The 15,848-nt window shown below is 65.5% G+C and carries 10 protein-coding genes; 9 read left to right on the forward strand and 1 reads right to left on the reverse strand.

Annotation, left to right across the window (positions count from 1 at the left end; translation table 11 throughout):
- Nucleotides 1-1,043: 4-hydroxyphenylpyruvate dioxygenase (hppD, locus tag QBJ92_RS17530; RefSeq protein ID WP_277970981.1), on the reverse strand; the 1,043-nt coding region annotated here is incomplete at its 3' end.
- Between the two features lie 80 nt (nucleotides 1,044-1,123).
- On the opposite strand from hppD, the gene QBJ92_RS17535 reads away from it, so the two are divergent.
- The 9 genes from QBJ92_RS17535 to argE all read left to right on the forward strand — a co-directional run bounded on the left by QBJ92_RS17535 (nucleotide 1,124) and on the right by argE (nucleotide 15,821).
- On the forward strand, nucleotides 1,124-1,576 hold the full coding sequence (locus QBJ92_RS17535) for a MarR family winged helix-turn-helix transcriptional regulator (RefSeq protein WP_277970982.1): 453 nt from the start codon (nucleotides 1,124-1,126) through the stop codon (nucleotides 1,574-1,576).
- A 135-nt stretch (nucleotides 1,577-1,711) separates the two neighbouring features.
- The gene (locus tag QBJ92_RS17540) at nucleotides 1,712-3,844 is read left to right on the forward strand and encodes an autotransporter assembly complex protein TamA (RefSeq protein ID WP_277971013.1); all 2,133 of its coding nucleotides are present in this window, start codon (nucleotides 1,712-1,714) and stop codon (nucleotides 3,842-3,844) included.
- Nucleotides 3,844-8,067: a translocation/assembly module TamB domain-containing protein gene (locus QBJ92_RS17545; protein ID WP_277970983.1), complete on the forward strand. Its 4,224-nt coding sequence runs from the start codon at nucleotides 3,844-3,846 to the stop codon at nucleotides 8,065-8,067. The genes QBJ92_RS17540 and QBJ92_RS17545 overlap by 1 nt, the downstream gene beginning before the upstream one ends.
- Nucleotides 8,068-8,129: 62 nt before the next feature.
- On the forward strand, nucleotides 8,130-9,623 hold the full coding sequence (locus tag QBJ92_RS17550) for a flavin-containing monooxygenase (protein WP_277970984.1): 1,494 nt from the start codon (nucleotides 8,130-8,132) through the stop codon (nucleotides 9,621-9,623).
- A gap of 108 nt (nucleotides 9,624-9,731) precedes the next feature.
- Entirely contained in the window at nucleotides 9,732-10,367 is a 636-nt protein-coding gene (locus QBJ92_RS17555; protein ID WP_277970985.1) for a CerR family C-terminal domain-containing protein, read from the forward strand.
- A complete protein-coding gene (locus QBJ92_RS17560) occupies nucleotides 10,364-11,506 on the forward strand; it encodes an HlyD family secretion protein (RefSeq protein ID WP_277970986.1) in 1,143 nt (380 codons plus the stop codon). Before QBJ92_RS17555 ends, QBJ92_RS17560 begins: the two co-directional genes overlap by 4 nt.
- Nucleotide 11,507: 1 nt before the next feature.
- The gene (locus tag QBJ92_RS17565) at nucleotides 11,508-13,109 is read left to right on the forward strand and encodes a DHA2 family efflux MFS transporter permease subunit (protein WP_277970987.1); all 1,602 of its coding nucleotides are present in this window, start codon (nucleotides 11,508-11,510) and stop codon (nucleotides 13,107-13,109) included.
- Entirely contained in the window at nucleotides 13,106-14,614 is a 1,509-nt protein-coding gene (locus tag QBJ92_RS17570; RefSeq protein ID WP_277970988.1) for an efflux transporter outer membrane subunit, read from the forward strand. The genes QBJ92_RS17565 and QBJ92_RS17570 overlap by 4 nt, the downstream gene beginning before the upstream one ends.
- A 37-nt stretch (nucleotides 14,615-14,651) precedes the next feature.
- Nucleotides 14,652-15,821, forward strand: a complete 1,170-nt coding sequence (gene argE / locus QBJ92_RS17575; protein WP_277971014.1) for an acetylornithine deacetylase — start codon at nucleotides 14,652-14,654, stop codon at nucleotides 15,819-15,821.
- Nucleotides 15,822-15,848: the final 27 nt, after the last annotated feature.

The raw sequence follows: 15,848 nt of genomic DNA on the forward strand, positions 1-15,848 counted from the left end.
ACCACGCCCCGCCGGATCTGGTCCAGCTCGATGCTCTCGAACAACGCCTTGAAGTTCCCCTCGCCAAAGCCGTCATTGCCCTTGCGCTGGATGATTTCGAAGAAGATCGGCCCGACCATATTCTCGGTGAAGATCTGCAGCAGCAGCCCGCCACCCGTCTCGGGTGCACCGTCGATCAGGATGTCGCGCTTGCGCATTTCCTCGACGTCGTGGTTGTGCCCGGGGAGGCGCTTGTCGATCAGGTCGAAATAGGTTTGCGGCGTCGTCTGGAAGCGGATGCCGTTGGCGCGCAGCGTGTCGACCGTCTTGAAGATGTCGTCGGTCGCAAGCGCGAGATGCTGGATGCCTTCGCCCTTATAGTCCTTGATGAACTCCTCGATCTGCGAATGCTCGTCCTGGCTTTCGTTCAAGGGGATGCGGATCTTGTCGTCGGGCGCGGTCATCGCCTTCGAGAACAGCCCGGTCGCCTGACCCTCGATGTCGAAATAGCGGATCTGGCGGAAGTTGAAGATCCGCTCGTAATAATCCGCCCAGTAAGCCATCCGCCCGCGCTGGAGATTGTGCGTGAGATGGTCGAGCGTGTGAAGCCCGACGCTATGGTCGTCGACGCCAGCGCCCGCGACGGGGGTGAAGTCGGTCTCGTAGATCCGCGATTTCTCGTCGACCAGATACAGGTTCGCGCCGCCGATGCCCTCGATCGCTGGAAGGTCGAGCTCGTCGGGACCGACGGCGCCCTTCACCGCGACCGCGCCGCGCTCGACCGCCATTTTCAACGCGTCCTCGCCATCGGCAACGCGGAACGCCATCGCGTTGGCCGAGGGGCCGTGCGCGTTGCGGAAGCCTGCGACTTGTCCGGCGTCATCCATGTTGAGCAGGAAGTTGATGTCGCCCTGCGCATAGCGGCGGACGTTCTTCGACTTGTGGTTGCCGACGTGCGTAAAGCCCATCTTGACGAACAGGTCGGCCATCGCCTCGGGGTTGGGCGAGGTAAATTCGACGAACTCGAACCCGTTCAGGCCCATCGGGTTTTCGGTGGCAGTCATCGCATCGGCTCCGAGATGGTTTCAGATGAAACGATATAGCGGTCTTGCCAACACCGGTCCATCCCTTATCCCTTTGTTCCATGACGACGCTCAAGCTCGACCAGTTCCTACCGTATCGCTTGTCGATCGTTTCGAACCGCGTTTCCTCCGCGGTGGCGAGTACGTATCAGGCGCTGTTCGGGCTCAAGATCCCGGAGTGGCGGCTGGTCGCGATCATCGCCGAGGGGGAAGGCGCGACGCAGCAGGCGCTTGGCGTGGCGACGCGGATGGACAAGGTGACGGTCAGCCGCGCCGCCGCCGCGTTGGTCGAGCGCGGGCTGATCGAGCGCAGACCCAATGCGAACGATCAGCGATCGCACATGCTGACGCTGACCGAAGCGGGGCGAACGTTGTACGAGAATGTCGCGCCCAAGGCGCTCGAGCTGGAATCGCAGGTTTTCGCCGGGTTCACCGCGGCGGAGATCAAGGCGTTTCGCGCGATGCTCGACAGAATAGAGACGTCCGCGGCCCCGTTTGACGCCGATCGTGCCTGAAACGGTTCGTCGCATGTGCGGCAACCATGGCAAATTGCGTGGAAACCATTTTGAATTCACGCGTTAGGGGCGCTAAGCGAAGGACCTGCAAATCTGGCCGTCGTGTGAAGTGGGGAAGCGTAAGTCTTGATATCATTGGCGTATTCGAGCGGGCTTCTCGCCATCGCGGTAGCTAGTCTGCAACAGGCGCCTTCTCCTGTGACGGCTGCGCAACAGAATCCTGGGCAGGCCGCCGGACAGGCATCCGAGCCGCCGATCGTGTCGGATCCGGAGTTCGACAAGGCGTTGCCGCCGCTCAGCAACGATATCAACGCACCGCTCGAACCGATGATCCCCGTGCCCGTCACGCCAGCCGGGGTACCGGTCGCGCCACAGCCGACGACCGTCGCACCCGTGCCGGGTGCTCCGGCAAGCGGGACCGCAGCGAACCCGACGCCTGTACCAAACATTCCGGCCGATCTTGCACAGCCCCTCGCGCCCCTCGCCAGTTTCGATACGACCCCGCTGGTCGACGTTGCGGTCAAGGACGAAAAGGCTCCCGAGATCCGTTACGAAACGGTGATCCGCGGGCTCGATCCACTCAAGCTGACCGCGCAGTTCAACGGGTTGTCCGCGCTCAAGGGCGGCAAGGGCAAGGCGCCCAACGGCACCGTTATCGCCGCGCGCGGTCGTGAAGACGAGCAGCTGGCGATCCGGCTGATGAAGAGCCTGGGATATTATGACGGTACCGCGGTTTCGACGATCGAGACCGTTCCCAACGACAAGACGCGCGTCAAGGCGATCGTCTCCGCGACGCCGGGGAAGCAGTATAAGCTCGGCACGATCGTGGTGAAGGCGGATCCGACGATCCCGCCGACGCTGATCCGCGACGCGCTGCCGCTCAAGGTCGGCGAGCCGATCGACGCGTTGCGCGTGCAGGGGGCGGAAGCGAACGTCGCGCTGACCTTGCCGCAACAGGGCTATCCCTTTGCCAAGGTCGGAGAGCGCGACATCCTGCTCGACGATCTGGCGGGGACGGGCGACTATACGTTGCCGGTCGAGGTTGGGGCGCGGTCGTCGTTTGGGACGACCACGACCGAGGGACGTCTCGCGTTCGGGGCGGAACATGTCCGGGTGTTGCAACGATTCAAGCCGGGCGAGCTGTACGACAATCGCAAGGTCGACGATCTGCGCGCCGCGCTGGTCGCGACCGGGTTGTTCTCGACCGTCTCGGTCGAACCCAAGCCGACCGGCAACATCAATCCGGACGGGACCGAGCAGGTCAATCTGCTGGTCGAACAGGAACGCGGCAAGCCGCGCTCGCTCTCGGCAAGTGCCGGATATAGCACGGGGCAGGGCGTGCGGGTCGAGGGGGCGTTCACGCATCGCAACGTCTTCCCGCCGGAAGGCGCACTGATCGGGACCGCGGTCGTTGGGACGCAGGAACAGGGCGTCAGCGGGACGTTCCGGCGGTCCAACGCCGGGCGGCGCGATCGTACCGTGACGCTGGGCGCTGGGGTCAATCACTCCAATTATGACGCGTTCGACGCCTTTACGGCGACGCTTTCGGGCCGGATCTCGTACGATTCGACGCCGCTTTGGCAGAAGAAGTTCACTTATGCCTACGGTTTCGAAGTCGTCGGCACGAACGAGAGCGTTTATGACTTCAACCGCGGCGAACGGGTCCGCGGCACCTATTTCATCGCGGCATTGCCGGGGCAAGTGCAGTTCGATCGGTCGGACAGCTTGCTCAATCCGACCAAGGGCTATCGCCTCAAGCTCAGCGTCAGCCCCGAGACGTCGGTGCGCGGCGCGGTGCGCCCGTATGCGCGCACGCTGATCGAGGCGAGTGCGTATTATCCGATCGGGCAGAGCATCGTGATCGCGGCGCGCGTTCGGGCCGGCGCGATCCCGGGGATCGAGCGCGACGATCTGGCTCCGTCGCGGCGCTATTACGGCGGCGGCGGCGGATCGGTGCGCGGGTACGGCTATCAGCGCCTCGGGCCGCTCGACCCGCAGGGCAATCCGGTCGGCGGGCGCAGCATCAACGAATTCGCGATCGAGGCACGCTATCGCTTCGGCAATTACGGGATCGTGCCGTTCATCGACGCCGGTAACGCCTATTCCAGCGTGCTGCCCAAGGGATCCGACTTGCGCTTCGGCGCGGGGATCGGCGGGCGCTTCTATACCAATTTCGGGCCGTTGCGCGTTGACGTCGCAACGCCGCTCAACCCCCGCAAGGGCGACGGCAAGGTCGCGCTCTATATCTCGATCGGACAGGCCTTCTGATGGCGGACGAAGAAACCGCCGTCGTTGTACGGCGCCCGTTGTGGCAGCGCATCCTCAAGTGGATCACGGTAACGCTCGGCGTGCTGGGGCTGCTGGCGATGGGGATCGTCTTCGGGCTCGATACCGCGCCGGGTCGGCGCGTGATCGCCAATTTCATCGGGGATTATAAGACCGCGGGCGGGCTCAACATCCGCGTCGGCCGGATCGAGGGATCGATCTACGGCAAGATGGTGCTGAGCGACCTGCGCGTGAGCGATCCGCAGGGCGTGTTCCTGACGTCGCCGCGGATTGCGGTCGACTGGCGGCCGTTCGATTACGTCAACAACCATATCAACGTGCTGTCGGCACAGGCGAACCTCATCACGATGACGCGCTCGCCGGTGTTCAAGCCGACGCCGACCGACCCCAATGCGCCGATCCTGCCAGATCTCGACATCGATATCGGTCGCCTGACCGTCAACCGGATGGTGTTGGGCAAGGCCGTGATGGGCACGGCGCACATCATCAAGATCGACGGCGCGACGCATATTGCGGACAAGCGCGCGCAGATCACCGCGAACGTCGATGCGCTGACCGGCCCCGGCATTGCTGGCGGCGATACGTTGCGGCTGAAGCTCGACGCGGTACCGGATTCGGACCGGCTCGGGATCGACGCGCGGATCGTCGCGCCGGCCCGCGGCGTGGTTGCGGAGATGAGCGGCATCAAGGCGCCGCTCGACTTCACCATTGCGGGCAAGGGCGGCTGGAAGGCCTGGACCGGCAAGGCGACGGGGACGCTCGGCGGCGCGCAGTTCGCCGACCTGAACCTTGCCGCGCATAACGGCTTCTTCCAGGTGCGCGGCACGACCAAGCCCGGACTCTATCCCGGTGGCGCGCCCAAGGACGAGGCGACCCCGACCAACCCGATCGCGCGGATCACCGCGCCTGCGCTCGATGTGTCGATCGACGCGCGGCTCAACGAGCGCAAGGTCGATACCGTCGTCGCGCTCAAGTCGGATGCGATGGCGGTCAACGCCAAGGGTCTGATCGATCTTGCGCAAAGTGCGTTTGGGCAGTTCGCGGTCGAAGCCAAGTTGCTCAAGCCCGGTGCGATCCTGCCCAACCTCAACGGACGTGACGTTGCGGCGCGGGTCGTGCTCGACGGCAAGTTCGCGACCCCAACGGTCAATTACGTCATCAGCGCAGGCGTGCTGGGCTTCGGCGAGACCGCCGTGCAGCAGCTTTATGCCTCGGGTCTGGCGCGCGTGAACGCCGACCATATCGTCATCCCGGTCGCCGCGCGCGCCGCGCGCGTCACCGGTCTCAACGCAGCGGCGGGTGGTTTGCTCGATGCTGTCGCGATCAATGGCAGCTTCGCGATCGCCAACGGTAAGGTCCTGTCGGACAATCTGCGGATCCGCTCGCGCAAGATCGATGCGACCGCGCTGGTCGTCGCGGATCTCGCTAAGGGTACGTATCGCGCCGCGCTTAACGGGCGGGTCAACGATTACCGGGTCGAGAGCTTCGGGATCGTCAGCGTCAAGACCGACGCCAAGCTGGTCACCATGCCCGGCGGGTTCGGCATCACCGCGCATGTCGCGGCACGCACGTCGCAGATCTTCAACGAAGGCGCGCGCAACTTCCTCGGCGGCAACGCTGCGGTAACGGCAGACGTCGGCTATGATCCGAACGGGATCTTTACCTTCCGCAACCTGCGGCTCAACGCCCCCCAGTTCCGCGTGACGCGCGGGCAGGGGCGGTATGATCCCCGTGGGCCGCTCGCGGTCGATGCGGATGCTTATTCCACGCAATATGGCCCGCTGTTCGCGCGCGTCACGGGTACCGCGACCAAGCCGGTCGTGCTGCTCCGCGCACCGCGTCCGGGCGTCGGGATCGGCCTCGTTAACCTCGAGGCACGCGTCCGGGGGACGGGCACGAGCTATCTGGTGGTTGCCAAGGGCGGGACCAATTACGGGCCGTTCACCGCCGACCTCAACGTCGTACCCGCGGCACCGCTGACGGTCGACATCCGCAATGCGCGTTTTGCCGGGATCGACTTCAAGGGGCGTGTCCAGCAGCTTGCAGCCGGGCCGTTCGGTGGTCGCGTCACCTTCGCGGGTTCGGGCATCAGCGGGACCGCCTTGCTCGGCGCGCAGGGGCAGTATCAGAAGGTCGATGTCGCGGCACGCGCAAGCAACGCCAAAATTCCGGGGATGGTCGACTTCACGATCGGTCGCGCGATCGTCAACGCGCGCGCGGTCCTGACCCCGACGCCGCAAGTCGTCGCGGACGCACAGGTCGCCGATCTGCGCTATGGGCCTACGGTCATCTCGACTGCCCGCGCCAAGGTGAACTACGCCGGTGGTTCGGGCACCGCGCAGCTTGTCGCTGCCGGATCGAACGGCGTGCCGTTCCGCCTTGCCGCCAACGCGCGGCTCAGCCCCAAGCAGTGGCTCGCGGCGCTTCAGGGGCAGGCCAATGGCATCGGCTTCCGCACCGCCAACCCGGCGCGGATCGACATCGATGGGTCGACCTATCGCCTCCAGCCGACGCGGATCGACTTCGACAATGGCTCGGCGCGCGTTGCGGCGGTCTATGGCTCGGGGCTTTCCGCGCAGGTACGGCTCGACAAGCTCGACCTGTCGGTGGCGAATGCATTCGTTCCCGATCTCGGGCTCGGCGGCGCGGTGACGGGGTCGATGGACTATGCGCAGCCGCGCGGTGCCTCGGTCCCCAAGATCGCGGGCCAGTTCCGCATCGCCAACTTCACGCGTTCCAGCTTGGCGAGCGTGTCCGAGCCAGTCGACGTGGTCGGCCAGATCGGCCTGACCGATGCGGGTGGTGAAGCGCGTGCGCTCGTCCAGCGCGGCGGGACGACGGTGGGCCGGATGGTCGCAACGTTGCGGCCCTTGGGGGGCGGCGACAGCTGGGTCTCGCGGCTGATGGCGGCGCCGCTTTCGGGGGGCATTCGCTATAACGGTCCGTCGGGTGTGCTGTTCTCGCTTGCCGGGCTCAGTCGCCAGCAACTGTCGGGGCCGATCGCGATCGCTGCCGACTTCGGCGGGCGGGTCGATGCGCCGCAGCTCAACGGCATCATCCGCGCGGATTCGCTGACCTATGACAATGAAGTCTACGGCACGCGGCTCAGCCAGATGAAGATCCTCGGGCGGTTCACCAACGACCGGCTCGAGATCACGCAACTGTCGGCCCGCGCTGGTGACGGCACGGTTCAGGCGCGTGGCTCGGTCGGGTTCGCGGCGGCTTCGGGCTTCCCGATCGATATCCAGGCGACGCTCAACAATGCGCGGCTTGCGCGGAGCGATGCGCTGGGCGCGACCGCGACGGGCACGATTGCGATCACCAACTCCAAGGCGAATGGCGGGCTGATCAAGGGCGATATCCGCATTCCCAACGCGCGCTATGAGATCATTCGCCAGGGTCAGGCCGAAGTACCTGAGCTGACCGGGGTCCGGCGCAAGAGCGATCTGGTCAAGGCTGCGGGCGCACCGCAGGCCGAGGCTCCGGTCGGGCTGTTCAAGCTCGATATCCGGATCCGTGCGGACAACGAGCTCTTCGTTTCCGGCATGGGGCTCGAGTCCGAATGGGAAATGGACATGCGCGTCGCGGGCACGTCGGCGGCACCGCAGGTGATCGGCCGGCTGCAACTTGTGCGCGGGACCTATTCGTTCGCGGGCAAGCGGTTCGAAGTCACCAAGGGCGACATCCGCTTCAACGGCGGACCGCTTACCGACCCGGAGATCAACATCAGCGCGACCACCACGACGAGCGACGTCGAAGTGACGATCAACGTGACGGGGACGGGGCAGAAGCCGCAGATCGCGTTCACCTCGACCCCGGCCTTGCCGCAGGACGAAGTGCTCAGCCGCCTGTTGTTCGGGAGCTCGGTGACCAACCTGTCGGCGATCCAGGCGGTCCAGCTGGCGTCGGCGCTCAATTCGCTGCGCGGGTCGGGGGGTGGGCTCAACCCGCTCGGCAAGCTGCGCTCGGCGACCGGAATCGACCGGCTGCGGGTGCTCGGGGCGGACGATGCGACTGGTCGCGGCACCTCGCTGGCCGCGGGCAAGTATCTGACCGACAACATCTACGTCGAAGTCATCACCGACGCGCGCGGGTTCACCGCGACGCAGCTCGAGGTTTCGTTGACCAAGGCGTTGAGCGTGCTGTCGCAAGCCGGGTCGTTCGGTGGGTCGAACATCACGGTGCGCTACAAAAAGGATTTCTGATCGCAACCTAATGCTTCCCCGCGGGTCTCAGATCGAATATTGAGTATCCTCGGAGAGCGATCATGAGCGAGCGAGCAGCGGAGCATTTCGACGTGGTCGTGGTCGGTGCCGGAATATCCGGTATCGGCGCGGGCTATCATCTGCAAACGCAGAGCCCGGATCGTTCCTACGTCATCCTCGAAGGGCGGGGGCAGTTGGGCGGGACGTGGGACCTGTTCCGCTATCCCGGGATCCGGTCGGATTCGGACATGTACACGCTGGGCTATTCGTTCCGGCCGTGGACCGAGGCGAAGGCGATCGCGGACGGGCCCTCGATCCTCAACTACGTGACCGAGACCGCGCGCGACTTCGGGATCGACCGGCACATCCGCTTCGGCCACCACGTGAAGCGCGCAGCCTGGTCCACCCCGGATGCGTGCTGGCGAGTCGAGGCGGACGGGCCGGATGGGCCGGTGGTGTTCACCTGCGCCTTTCTCTTCATGTGCAGCGGTTATTATAATTACGCACAGGGGCATACGCCCGAATGGCCGGGGACCGAGGCGTTCGCCGGGCGGATCGTCCATCCGCAATTCTGGCCCAGCGATTTCGATTATGCGGGGAAGGAAGTGGTCGTCATCGGCAGTGGTGCGACTGCGGTGACGCTGGTGCCGGCGATGGCGGACACTGCGTCGCACGTGACGATGCTGCAGCGCTCCCCCACCTATGTCGTGTCGCGTCCGGCGGAAGATGCGGCGGCCAACTGGTTGCGGCGCAAATTGCCCGCCAAGCTTGCGTATCGGCTGGTGCGGTGGCGCAACGTGTTGATGGGGATGCTGTTCTTCAATCTCGCGCGGAAGCGTCCGGCGCAGACCAAGGAACGGCTGATCGGGCTGGTGCGCGATCAGCTCGGACCCGACTATGACGTCGCGACGCATTTCACGCCCAGCTATAATCCGTGGGACCAGCGGCTGTGCCTGGTGCCGGACGCCGATCTGTTCGAGGCGATCAAGGAGCATCGCGCTTCGGTCGTGACGGATCGGATCGTGCGCTTCACCCGCAACGGGCTGCTACTGGAGTCGGGCACGGAGCTTCCGGCGGACGTGGTGGTGACCGCTACGGGGCTGGAATTGCAGTTGCTGAGCGACGTCGCGTTCAGCGTCGACGGGGTGCCGGTCGATCTGGCGGACACGTTCAACTATAAGGGCATGATGTACAGCGACGTGCCCAACATGGCGTCGTCGTTCGGTTACACCAACGCGTCGTGGACGCTCAAGGCGGACCTGACCTGCGGCTATGTCTGCCGCTTGCTCAACACGATGAAGAAGCGCGGGGTGCGCCAAGCCACGCCGCGGGTCGGCGGGGCGGATCTGGCACCTGCGCCGTTCCTCGATTTCACCTCGGGCTATGTCACGCGCGCGATGGCGAAGTTCCCGAAGCAGGGGAGCAAGGCGCCGTGGCGGGTGCATCAGAATTACGCGCGCGACCTGCTGGCGCTGAAATACGGGTCGGTGGATGACGGGATGGAATTCTCGAACCCCGTGCCCGTTCCTGCGCGAAAGGTGCCGGTCTCGGCCTAGCCTCGAAGCGCTTCGCAGAAACCGGGAACCCCACCCGTATTCAAATGTTTCTCGGGCATTGCTGCAATGCAACTTGTGCCGTTCGTTCGAACGAACTAGAGGCGCGGTGTGCTGCAGCAACGACTCCTGGACATTGCGGTCGTCGAATTCGGGGCCAAGGGCCTCGAAGGCGCGAGTACGCGTGGGATCGCCAAGGCCGCGGGGACGGCGATGTCGTCGATCACTTATCACTACGGCGGCAAGGAAGGGCTGTACCTTGCCGCGGCCGACCATATCGCCGCGCAGCTTGGCGAACATATGGCACCCGCCCTTGCGCTCGGCACGCTGTCGCCTGGCATGACTGCGCGCGCCGCGCGCACTGCCATCCAGCACATTCTGGCCCGTTTCATCGAGATGATGGGCACCAAGAACAGCGCCTTCTCGCTGTTCATCGTCCGTGAGCAAATGGAGCCGACCGAAGCGTTCGACCGGATCTATGGCGGCCTGATGGGCAAGCTCCTCGAAACGATCGTCGAGCTCGTGCGCATCGCGACGGGACGCGACGATCCGCTCGCGTGCGAGGTCGCGGTCCTGACGCTGATGGGCCAGATCGGCATGCTGCGCGCTTCACGAGCGACCGCACTCAAGGTGCTGCGCCGCCCGTCTCTCGATACCGAAGTGCTGACCGCGCTTGCCGCGCGGATCGCCGCCAATACCGACGCCATTCTCGACCGCATGATCGCCGAACGACAGGAGCTTCCATGAGCGACGACCACAACGCCGCCAAGCAGGACGACGCCCAGGAGGCGGACAAGCAGAACGATAGCCAGGACGGTGCCGAGAAGAACGACGCGCCCAAGAAGCCGTCGATCTTCAAGAAGCCGCTGTTCTGGATCATCCTGATCGCGGTGGTCGCGACGGTCGCGATCGGCGGGACGCTCTATTATCTCGACGCGCGCCAGTATGAATCGACCGACGACGCGTTCGTCGACGCGCATATCGTGCGGCTCGCGCCCAAGGTCGCAGGGACGCTCAAGGCGGTCGCCGACATCGACAACCGTCACGTCGAGGCGGGACGGTTGCTCGCGGTGATCGAAGCGTCGAGCAGCGGCGCGCAGGTTGCCGAAGCGCAGGCCAATGTGAAACAGGCCGAAGCGCAGTTCGAGCAAAGCCGCGCGCAAGTCGCTGCGGCGCAGGCCAATCGTGACCAGGCGGTCGCCTCGGCACGCGCACCGCTCGCGACGGCGGCGAAGGCGCAGCAGGATCTTGCACGCTACGAAGCGTTGCTGCGGATCGATCCGTCGGCGGTGGCTGGGCAGCAGCTCGACGCCGCCCGCGCGACCGCGCGGTCGACTGCGGCGGATGCCGCCGCCGCGCGCCAGCAGATCGACAGCGCGGACGCCAACATCCTCGTCGCGCGCAAGCAGGTGAACGCATCGCGCGCGGTGATCGATGCACGCAAGGCTTCGGTTCAGCAGGCGAACATCACGCTCGGCGACAACCGGCTGGTCGCGCCGGTGTCGGGGCAGGTGGTCAACCGTTCGGTCAACGTCGGTTCCTATGTCGGCCCGGGCACGCAGTTGATGGCGATCGTTCCCGATCACGTCTGGGTGACCGCGAACTTCAAGGAAACGCAGCTGCGCGACATGAAGATCGGCCAGCGTGTCGAGATCAAGGTCGACGCCTATCCCGACGTCAAGTTCGTCGGCCGCGTGGACTCGGTTCAGCGTGGCGCGGGCCAAGCGTTCGCGCTGCTCCCGCCGCAGAACGCGACGGGCAACTACGTCAAGGTCGTCCAGCGCGTTCCGGTGCGGATCGAGTTCGACGCCAAGAACGGCCCCGATCCGCGCAAATATCCGCTCGGCCCCGGCATGTCGGTGATCCCGACGGTCAAGGTCCGCTGAGATGGCAACCGCCGTCGCACAGGACGGCTGGGATCCGTCGCGATCGGGCGCGGGCAGTTACAGCCCGTGGCTGATCGTGGGGATCATCAGTATCCCGACGTTCATGGAGGTGCTCGACACTTCGATCGCCAACGTCGCGCTGGATCATATCGCGGGGGGCCTGTCGGTCTCCAACGATCAGGCGACGTGGGTGCTGACCAGCTACCTCGTCGCCAACGCGATCGTCATCCCGATCAGCGGCTGGCTGTCCGACGTGATCGGGCGGAAACGCTATTTCCTGTTGTCGATCGCTCTGTTCACGCTCGCGTCGCTGCTGTGCGGGCTTGCGCCCAACCTCACCACGCTCGTTATTGCGCGCGTGCTGCAGGGCATCGGCGGCGGCGGCCTCGCGCCGGTCGAGCAATCGATCCTGGCGGATACCTTTCCCCCCAAACAACGCGGGATGGCGTTTGCCGCCTTCGCGATCGTCGTCGTGGTCGGCCCCGTGCTCGGGCCGACGCTCGGCGGATACATCACCGAGAATTCGAGCTGGCATTGGGTTTTCCTGATCAACGTGCCGATCGGGATCGCCTCGGTGTTCCTCGTCAACCTGTTCGTCGACGAGCCCGATGCGATCAAGGAAGACCGCGCGAAGCTGCTCAAGCGCGGGATCCGCGTCGATTACGTCGGGATCATCCTGATCGTGCTCGGGCTCGGCTTCTTCGAGTTGACGCTTGATCGTGGCTTACGCGAGGACTGGTTCGCGAGCAGCGTCATCATTACGACCGCGAGCATCGCGTTCGTGTCGCTGGTGTCGCTGGTGTTCTGGGAGTTCAACCACGACGAGCCGGTGATCGATCTCAAGCTGCTCAAGAGCCGCAATTTCTCGCTGACGCTGCTGATCATGGGGATCACCGGCATGATCCTGTTCGGGACGACTCAGTTGATCCCGCAGATGTTGCAGCAGGTGTTGGGGTACACGTCGTTCCAGGCGGGGCTGGCGCTGACCTTTGGCGGGATCGCGACGCTAGTCGCGGTGCCGTTCGCGGGAAGGTTGTCGGGTGTGGTCGACGTTCGGCTGATGCTGTTCCCGGCGTTGCTGGTCCAGGCGTTCGCCTTGTGGAACATGACGCATCTAAATGCGGACATCACCTTCCACGATGCCGCGATCGCGCGTCTGTTCCAGGCGATGGCGCTGCCGTTCCTGTTCGTGCCGATCAACGCGGTCGCCTATGTCGGGCTGCCGCAGAACAAGACCGCGCAGGCATCTAGCCTGCTCAACATTGCGCGTAACCTGGGTGGGTCGATCGGCATTTCGACCGCGCAGACCTTGCTCGCCTCGGGGCAGCAACGGCACCAGTCCGAACTCGTCCAGAAGCTCAACCCGCTCGATCCCAATTACACCGACTGGCTGCAAAGGGCGCAGGGCGCGTTTGGCGGGCAGGGGGATCCTGCGACGACGTCAATGGCGGTACTGTACCAGACGGTGCAGCGCCAGGCGTCGATGCTCGCGTTTCTCGACGTGTTTCGTTCGCTGATGATCGTGGTGCTCGTCGTGGCACCGCTCGTATTCCTGATGCGCTCCGGCAAGTCCGGTGGCGGTGGTGGAGGCATGGCCCATTGACCCGCTCGCTTTTTTCTCTCGCGCTGCTGGGCAGTACCCTGCTCGCGGGGTGTACCGTCGGGCCGAACTATACCGCGCCCAAGCTCGCCGTCCCGCCCGCCTTCGCGGAACGCCAGCTTGCCCCGGCTCCCGGCGCGCAGGTCGATCCGGCACGCTGGTGGTCCGCGTTCGGCGATCCGCAGCTCGACTCGCTGGTCGATCGCGCGCTGAAGGACAGCCCCGACATCGCGATCGCGGCGTCGCGCGTGCGGCAGGCGCGGTTGCAGGAAGTGTCCGCGCGCGCGGTCGGCAAGCCGACGCTCGATGCGGCGGGCAACGTCAGCCATATCGAATTCAGCAAGAACGCCGGGCTCGCCTCGATCGCGCAAGCCTTCTCCGGCGGCGGTGGCGGCAGCGGGACCGGTTCCGGGACTGGCGCAGGCAGCAGCACCGGCTTCGCGCTCCCCGGGAGCGGGATCACGACCTTCTCGGCCGGGTTCGACGCGAGCTGGGAGCTCGACCTGTTCGGCGGCGGCAGGCGGGGTGTCGAGGCGGCGGGCGCGCGCGTCGAGGCGGCGGAATGGACCCGGCGCGATGCCGCGGTGACACTCGCGGCCGAAGTCGCGCAGGCGTATTTCGCGTTGCGGCTCGACCAGGAACAGATCGCGGTGATCCAGAGCGAGCTGGTGTCGCAGCAGCGCTCGCTCGACATCGCGGGCAATATCGCGCGGGTCGGGCTGGTGCCGTCGATCGACGTCACGCGGCAACGCGGATCGATCACCAGCACGCAGGCGCGGCTCGAGCCGATCCGGGCGGACGTGCGGGTGCGGATCCATGCGCTGGGCATCTTGTTGGGGGTCGAGCCTGAGACGCTGGACGGCGAACTGACTCGGCCCGGCGTTCCGCTGGTCGCGCTTCCGGTGGTGCCGGCGGGACTTCCGTCGGATCTGCTGCGGCGGCGCCCCGATGTGCGTGCGGCGGAGCGGCAGCTTGCGGCATCGACCGCCGACATCGGCGTCGCGGTCGCGGACCTGTATCCCAAGTTCAACCTGACCGGGATCGCGCAATTGCTGTCGACCTCGCTCGCCACGCTCGTCGCGGGGAACAGCGTGCAGCTGACCGGGACCAGCGCGGTGCAATTCCCGCTGCTCGACTGGGGACGCCGCAAGGCGACGATCGGGATTCGCAAGGAAGACCGCGAACAGGCCTATCTGCAATATCGCACCACCGTGCTCGGCGCGCTGCGCGACGTCGAGGACCCGCTTGCCCGGCTTGATGCCGAGCGTGCGCGCAACGCCGCGCTGCAACGCGCGGTGGCAGATGCGCAGGCGACGGCGCGCTCGGTCGAGGCGCAATATCGCACCGGTTTCGTGACGCAGACGTCGCTGCTCGACGCGCAAGTCAGCGTGCTGACCGCGCGCGAACAGCTCGCGGCGAGCAACGGCCAGCTCCGACAAGATACCGCAGCGTTGTTCAAGGCGATCGGCGGCGGATGGGAAGAACCTGTGCGCAATCCGACGGGATGACTGGAAAACGCGGTAATACGTGCCTAAACCCAAGGGCATGGACACGCCTGAACAGCTTCATGCCGCCGCACTGACGCATCTGGATACGCTGATCGGCTTCGACACTACGTCGCGCGATTCGAACTTGCGGCTGATCGAATATGTCGAAGCGTTCCTGCGCGAGCAGGGCGTCGCCAGCCGCCGGGTCGCCAATGCCGAGGGGACCAAGGCCAATCTCTACGCGACGGTCGGACCGGCGGTGGCGGGCGGGGTGGTGCTGTCGGGGCATACCGACGTCGTTCCAGTCGACGGACAGGCGTGGAGCAGCGACCCGTTCGTGCTGACCCGGCGCGGCGACACGTTGTTCGGGCGGGGTACATGCGACATGAAGGGGTTCCTGGCGCTTGCGCTCGCGGCGGTGCCGGGGTTCGCGCGGGGGGAGGCTAAACGCCCGATCCATCTCGCTTTCTCCTACGACGAAGAGGTCGGCTGCCTGGGCGCCCCGTCGATGATCCGCGAACTCGTCACCGAACTTCCGGCGCCACTTGCGGTGATCGTCGGGGAACCGACCAGCATGGAAGTCGTCAGCGGGCACAAGGGTATCTCGACCTGGCGCGTGACCGTGACCGGGCACGAAGCGCATTCGAGCCTGACGCATCTCGGGCTGTCGGCGAACATGATCGCGATCGAGCTGATGGAGCGGCTGCGGCAGATTGCCGTGGAGTTGGCGCGGCATGGCGACCCGGCGTCGCCGTATCATCCACCGCATGCGACGCTGACGGTCGGGCTGATGCAAGGCGGCACCGCGGTCAACATCCTCGCGCGCGAATGCACCTTCTCGTTCGATTTGCGCATGCCGCCAGGGCAGGACCCGGACCAGATCATTGTCCCATTTCTGGACGCCTGCGAAACGGCTGATCGCATGGCGCGGGAACGATTTCCGGGTTCAGGCGTGGCGGTGATTCGCCGATCGGCCACGCCATCGTTCGCACCCGAGCCGGACGGCGCCGCCGAGACGCTCGCGCGACGGCTGGCAGGCGACAACGGCCCCACGCGCGCTGCGGCTTATGCAGCGGAAGCGGGGCAGTTTCAGGGAGCGGGGTTCTCGACGATCATCTGCGGGCCCGGATCGATCGAACAGGCGCATCAGGCGGATGAATTCATTACGCTGGCGCAAATGGAACGCGGGGCGGCGTTTATGGCACGACTTGCTGAGGCGATGATGTGAATTGGCTGAATATTGTAACTGTCGTAA

Source organism: Sphingomonas echinoides (assembly GCF_029623395.1).
GTDB lineage: Bacteria > Pseudomonadota > Alphaproteobacteria > Sphingomonadales > Sphingomonadaceae > Sphingomonas > Sphingomonas echinoides_A.

Excerpts from the sequence above, each read along its gene's own strand:
- QBJ92_RS17535 (WP_277970982.1), top strand. The coding sequence starts at position 1,124 with ATGACGACGCTCAAGCTCGACCAGTTCCTACCGTATCGCTTGTCGATC.
- QBJ92_RS17545 (WP_277970983.1), top strand. The coding sequence starts at position 3,844 with ATGGCGGACGAAGAAACCGCCGTCGTTGTACGGCGCCCGTTGTGGCAG.
- QBJ92_RS17550 (WP_277970984.1), top strand. The coding sequence starts at position 8,130 with ATGAGCGAGCGAGCAGCGGAGCATTTCGACGTGGTCGTGGTCGGTGCC.
- QBJ92_RS17560 (WP_277970986.1), top strand. The coding sequence starts at position 10,364 with ATGAGCGACGACCACAACGCCGCCAAGCAGGACGACGCCCAGGAGGCG.
- QBJ92_RS17565 (WP_277970987.1), top strand. The coding sequence starts at position 11,508 with ATGGCAACCGCCGTCGCACAGGACGGCTGGGATCCGTCGCGATCGGGC.
- argE (WP_277971014.1), top strand. The coding sequence starts at position 14,652 with ATGGACACGCCTGAACAGCTTCATGCCGCCGCACTGACGCATCTGGAT.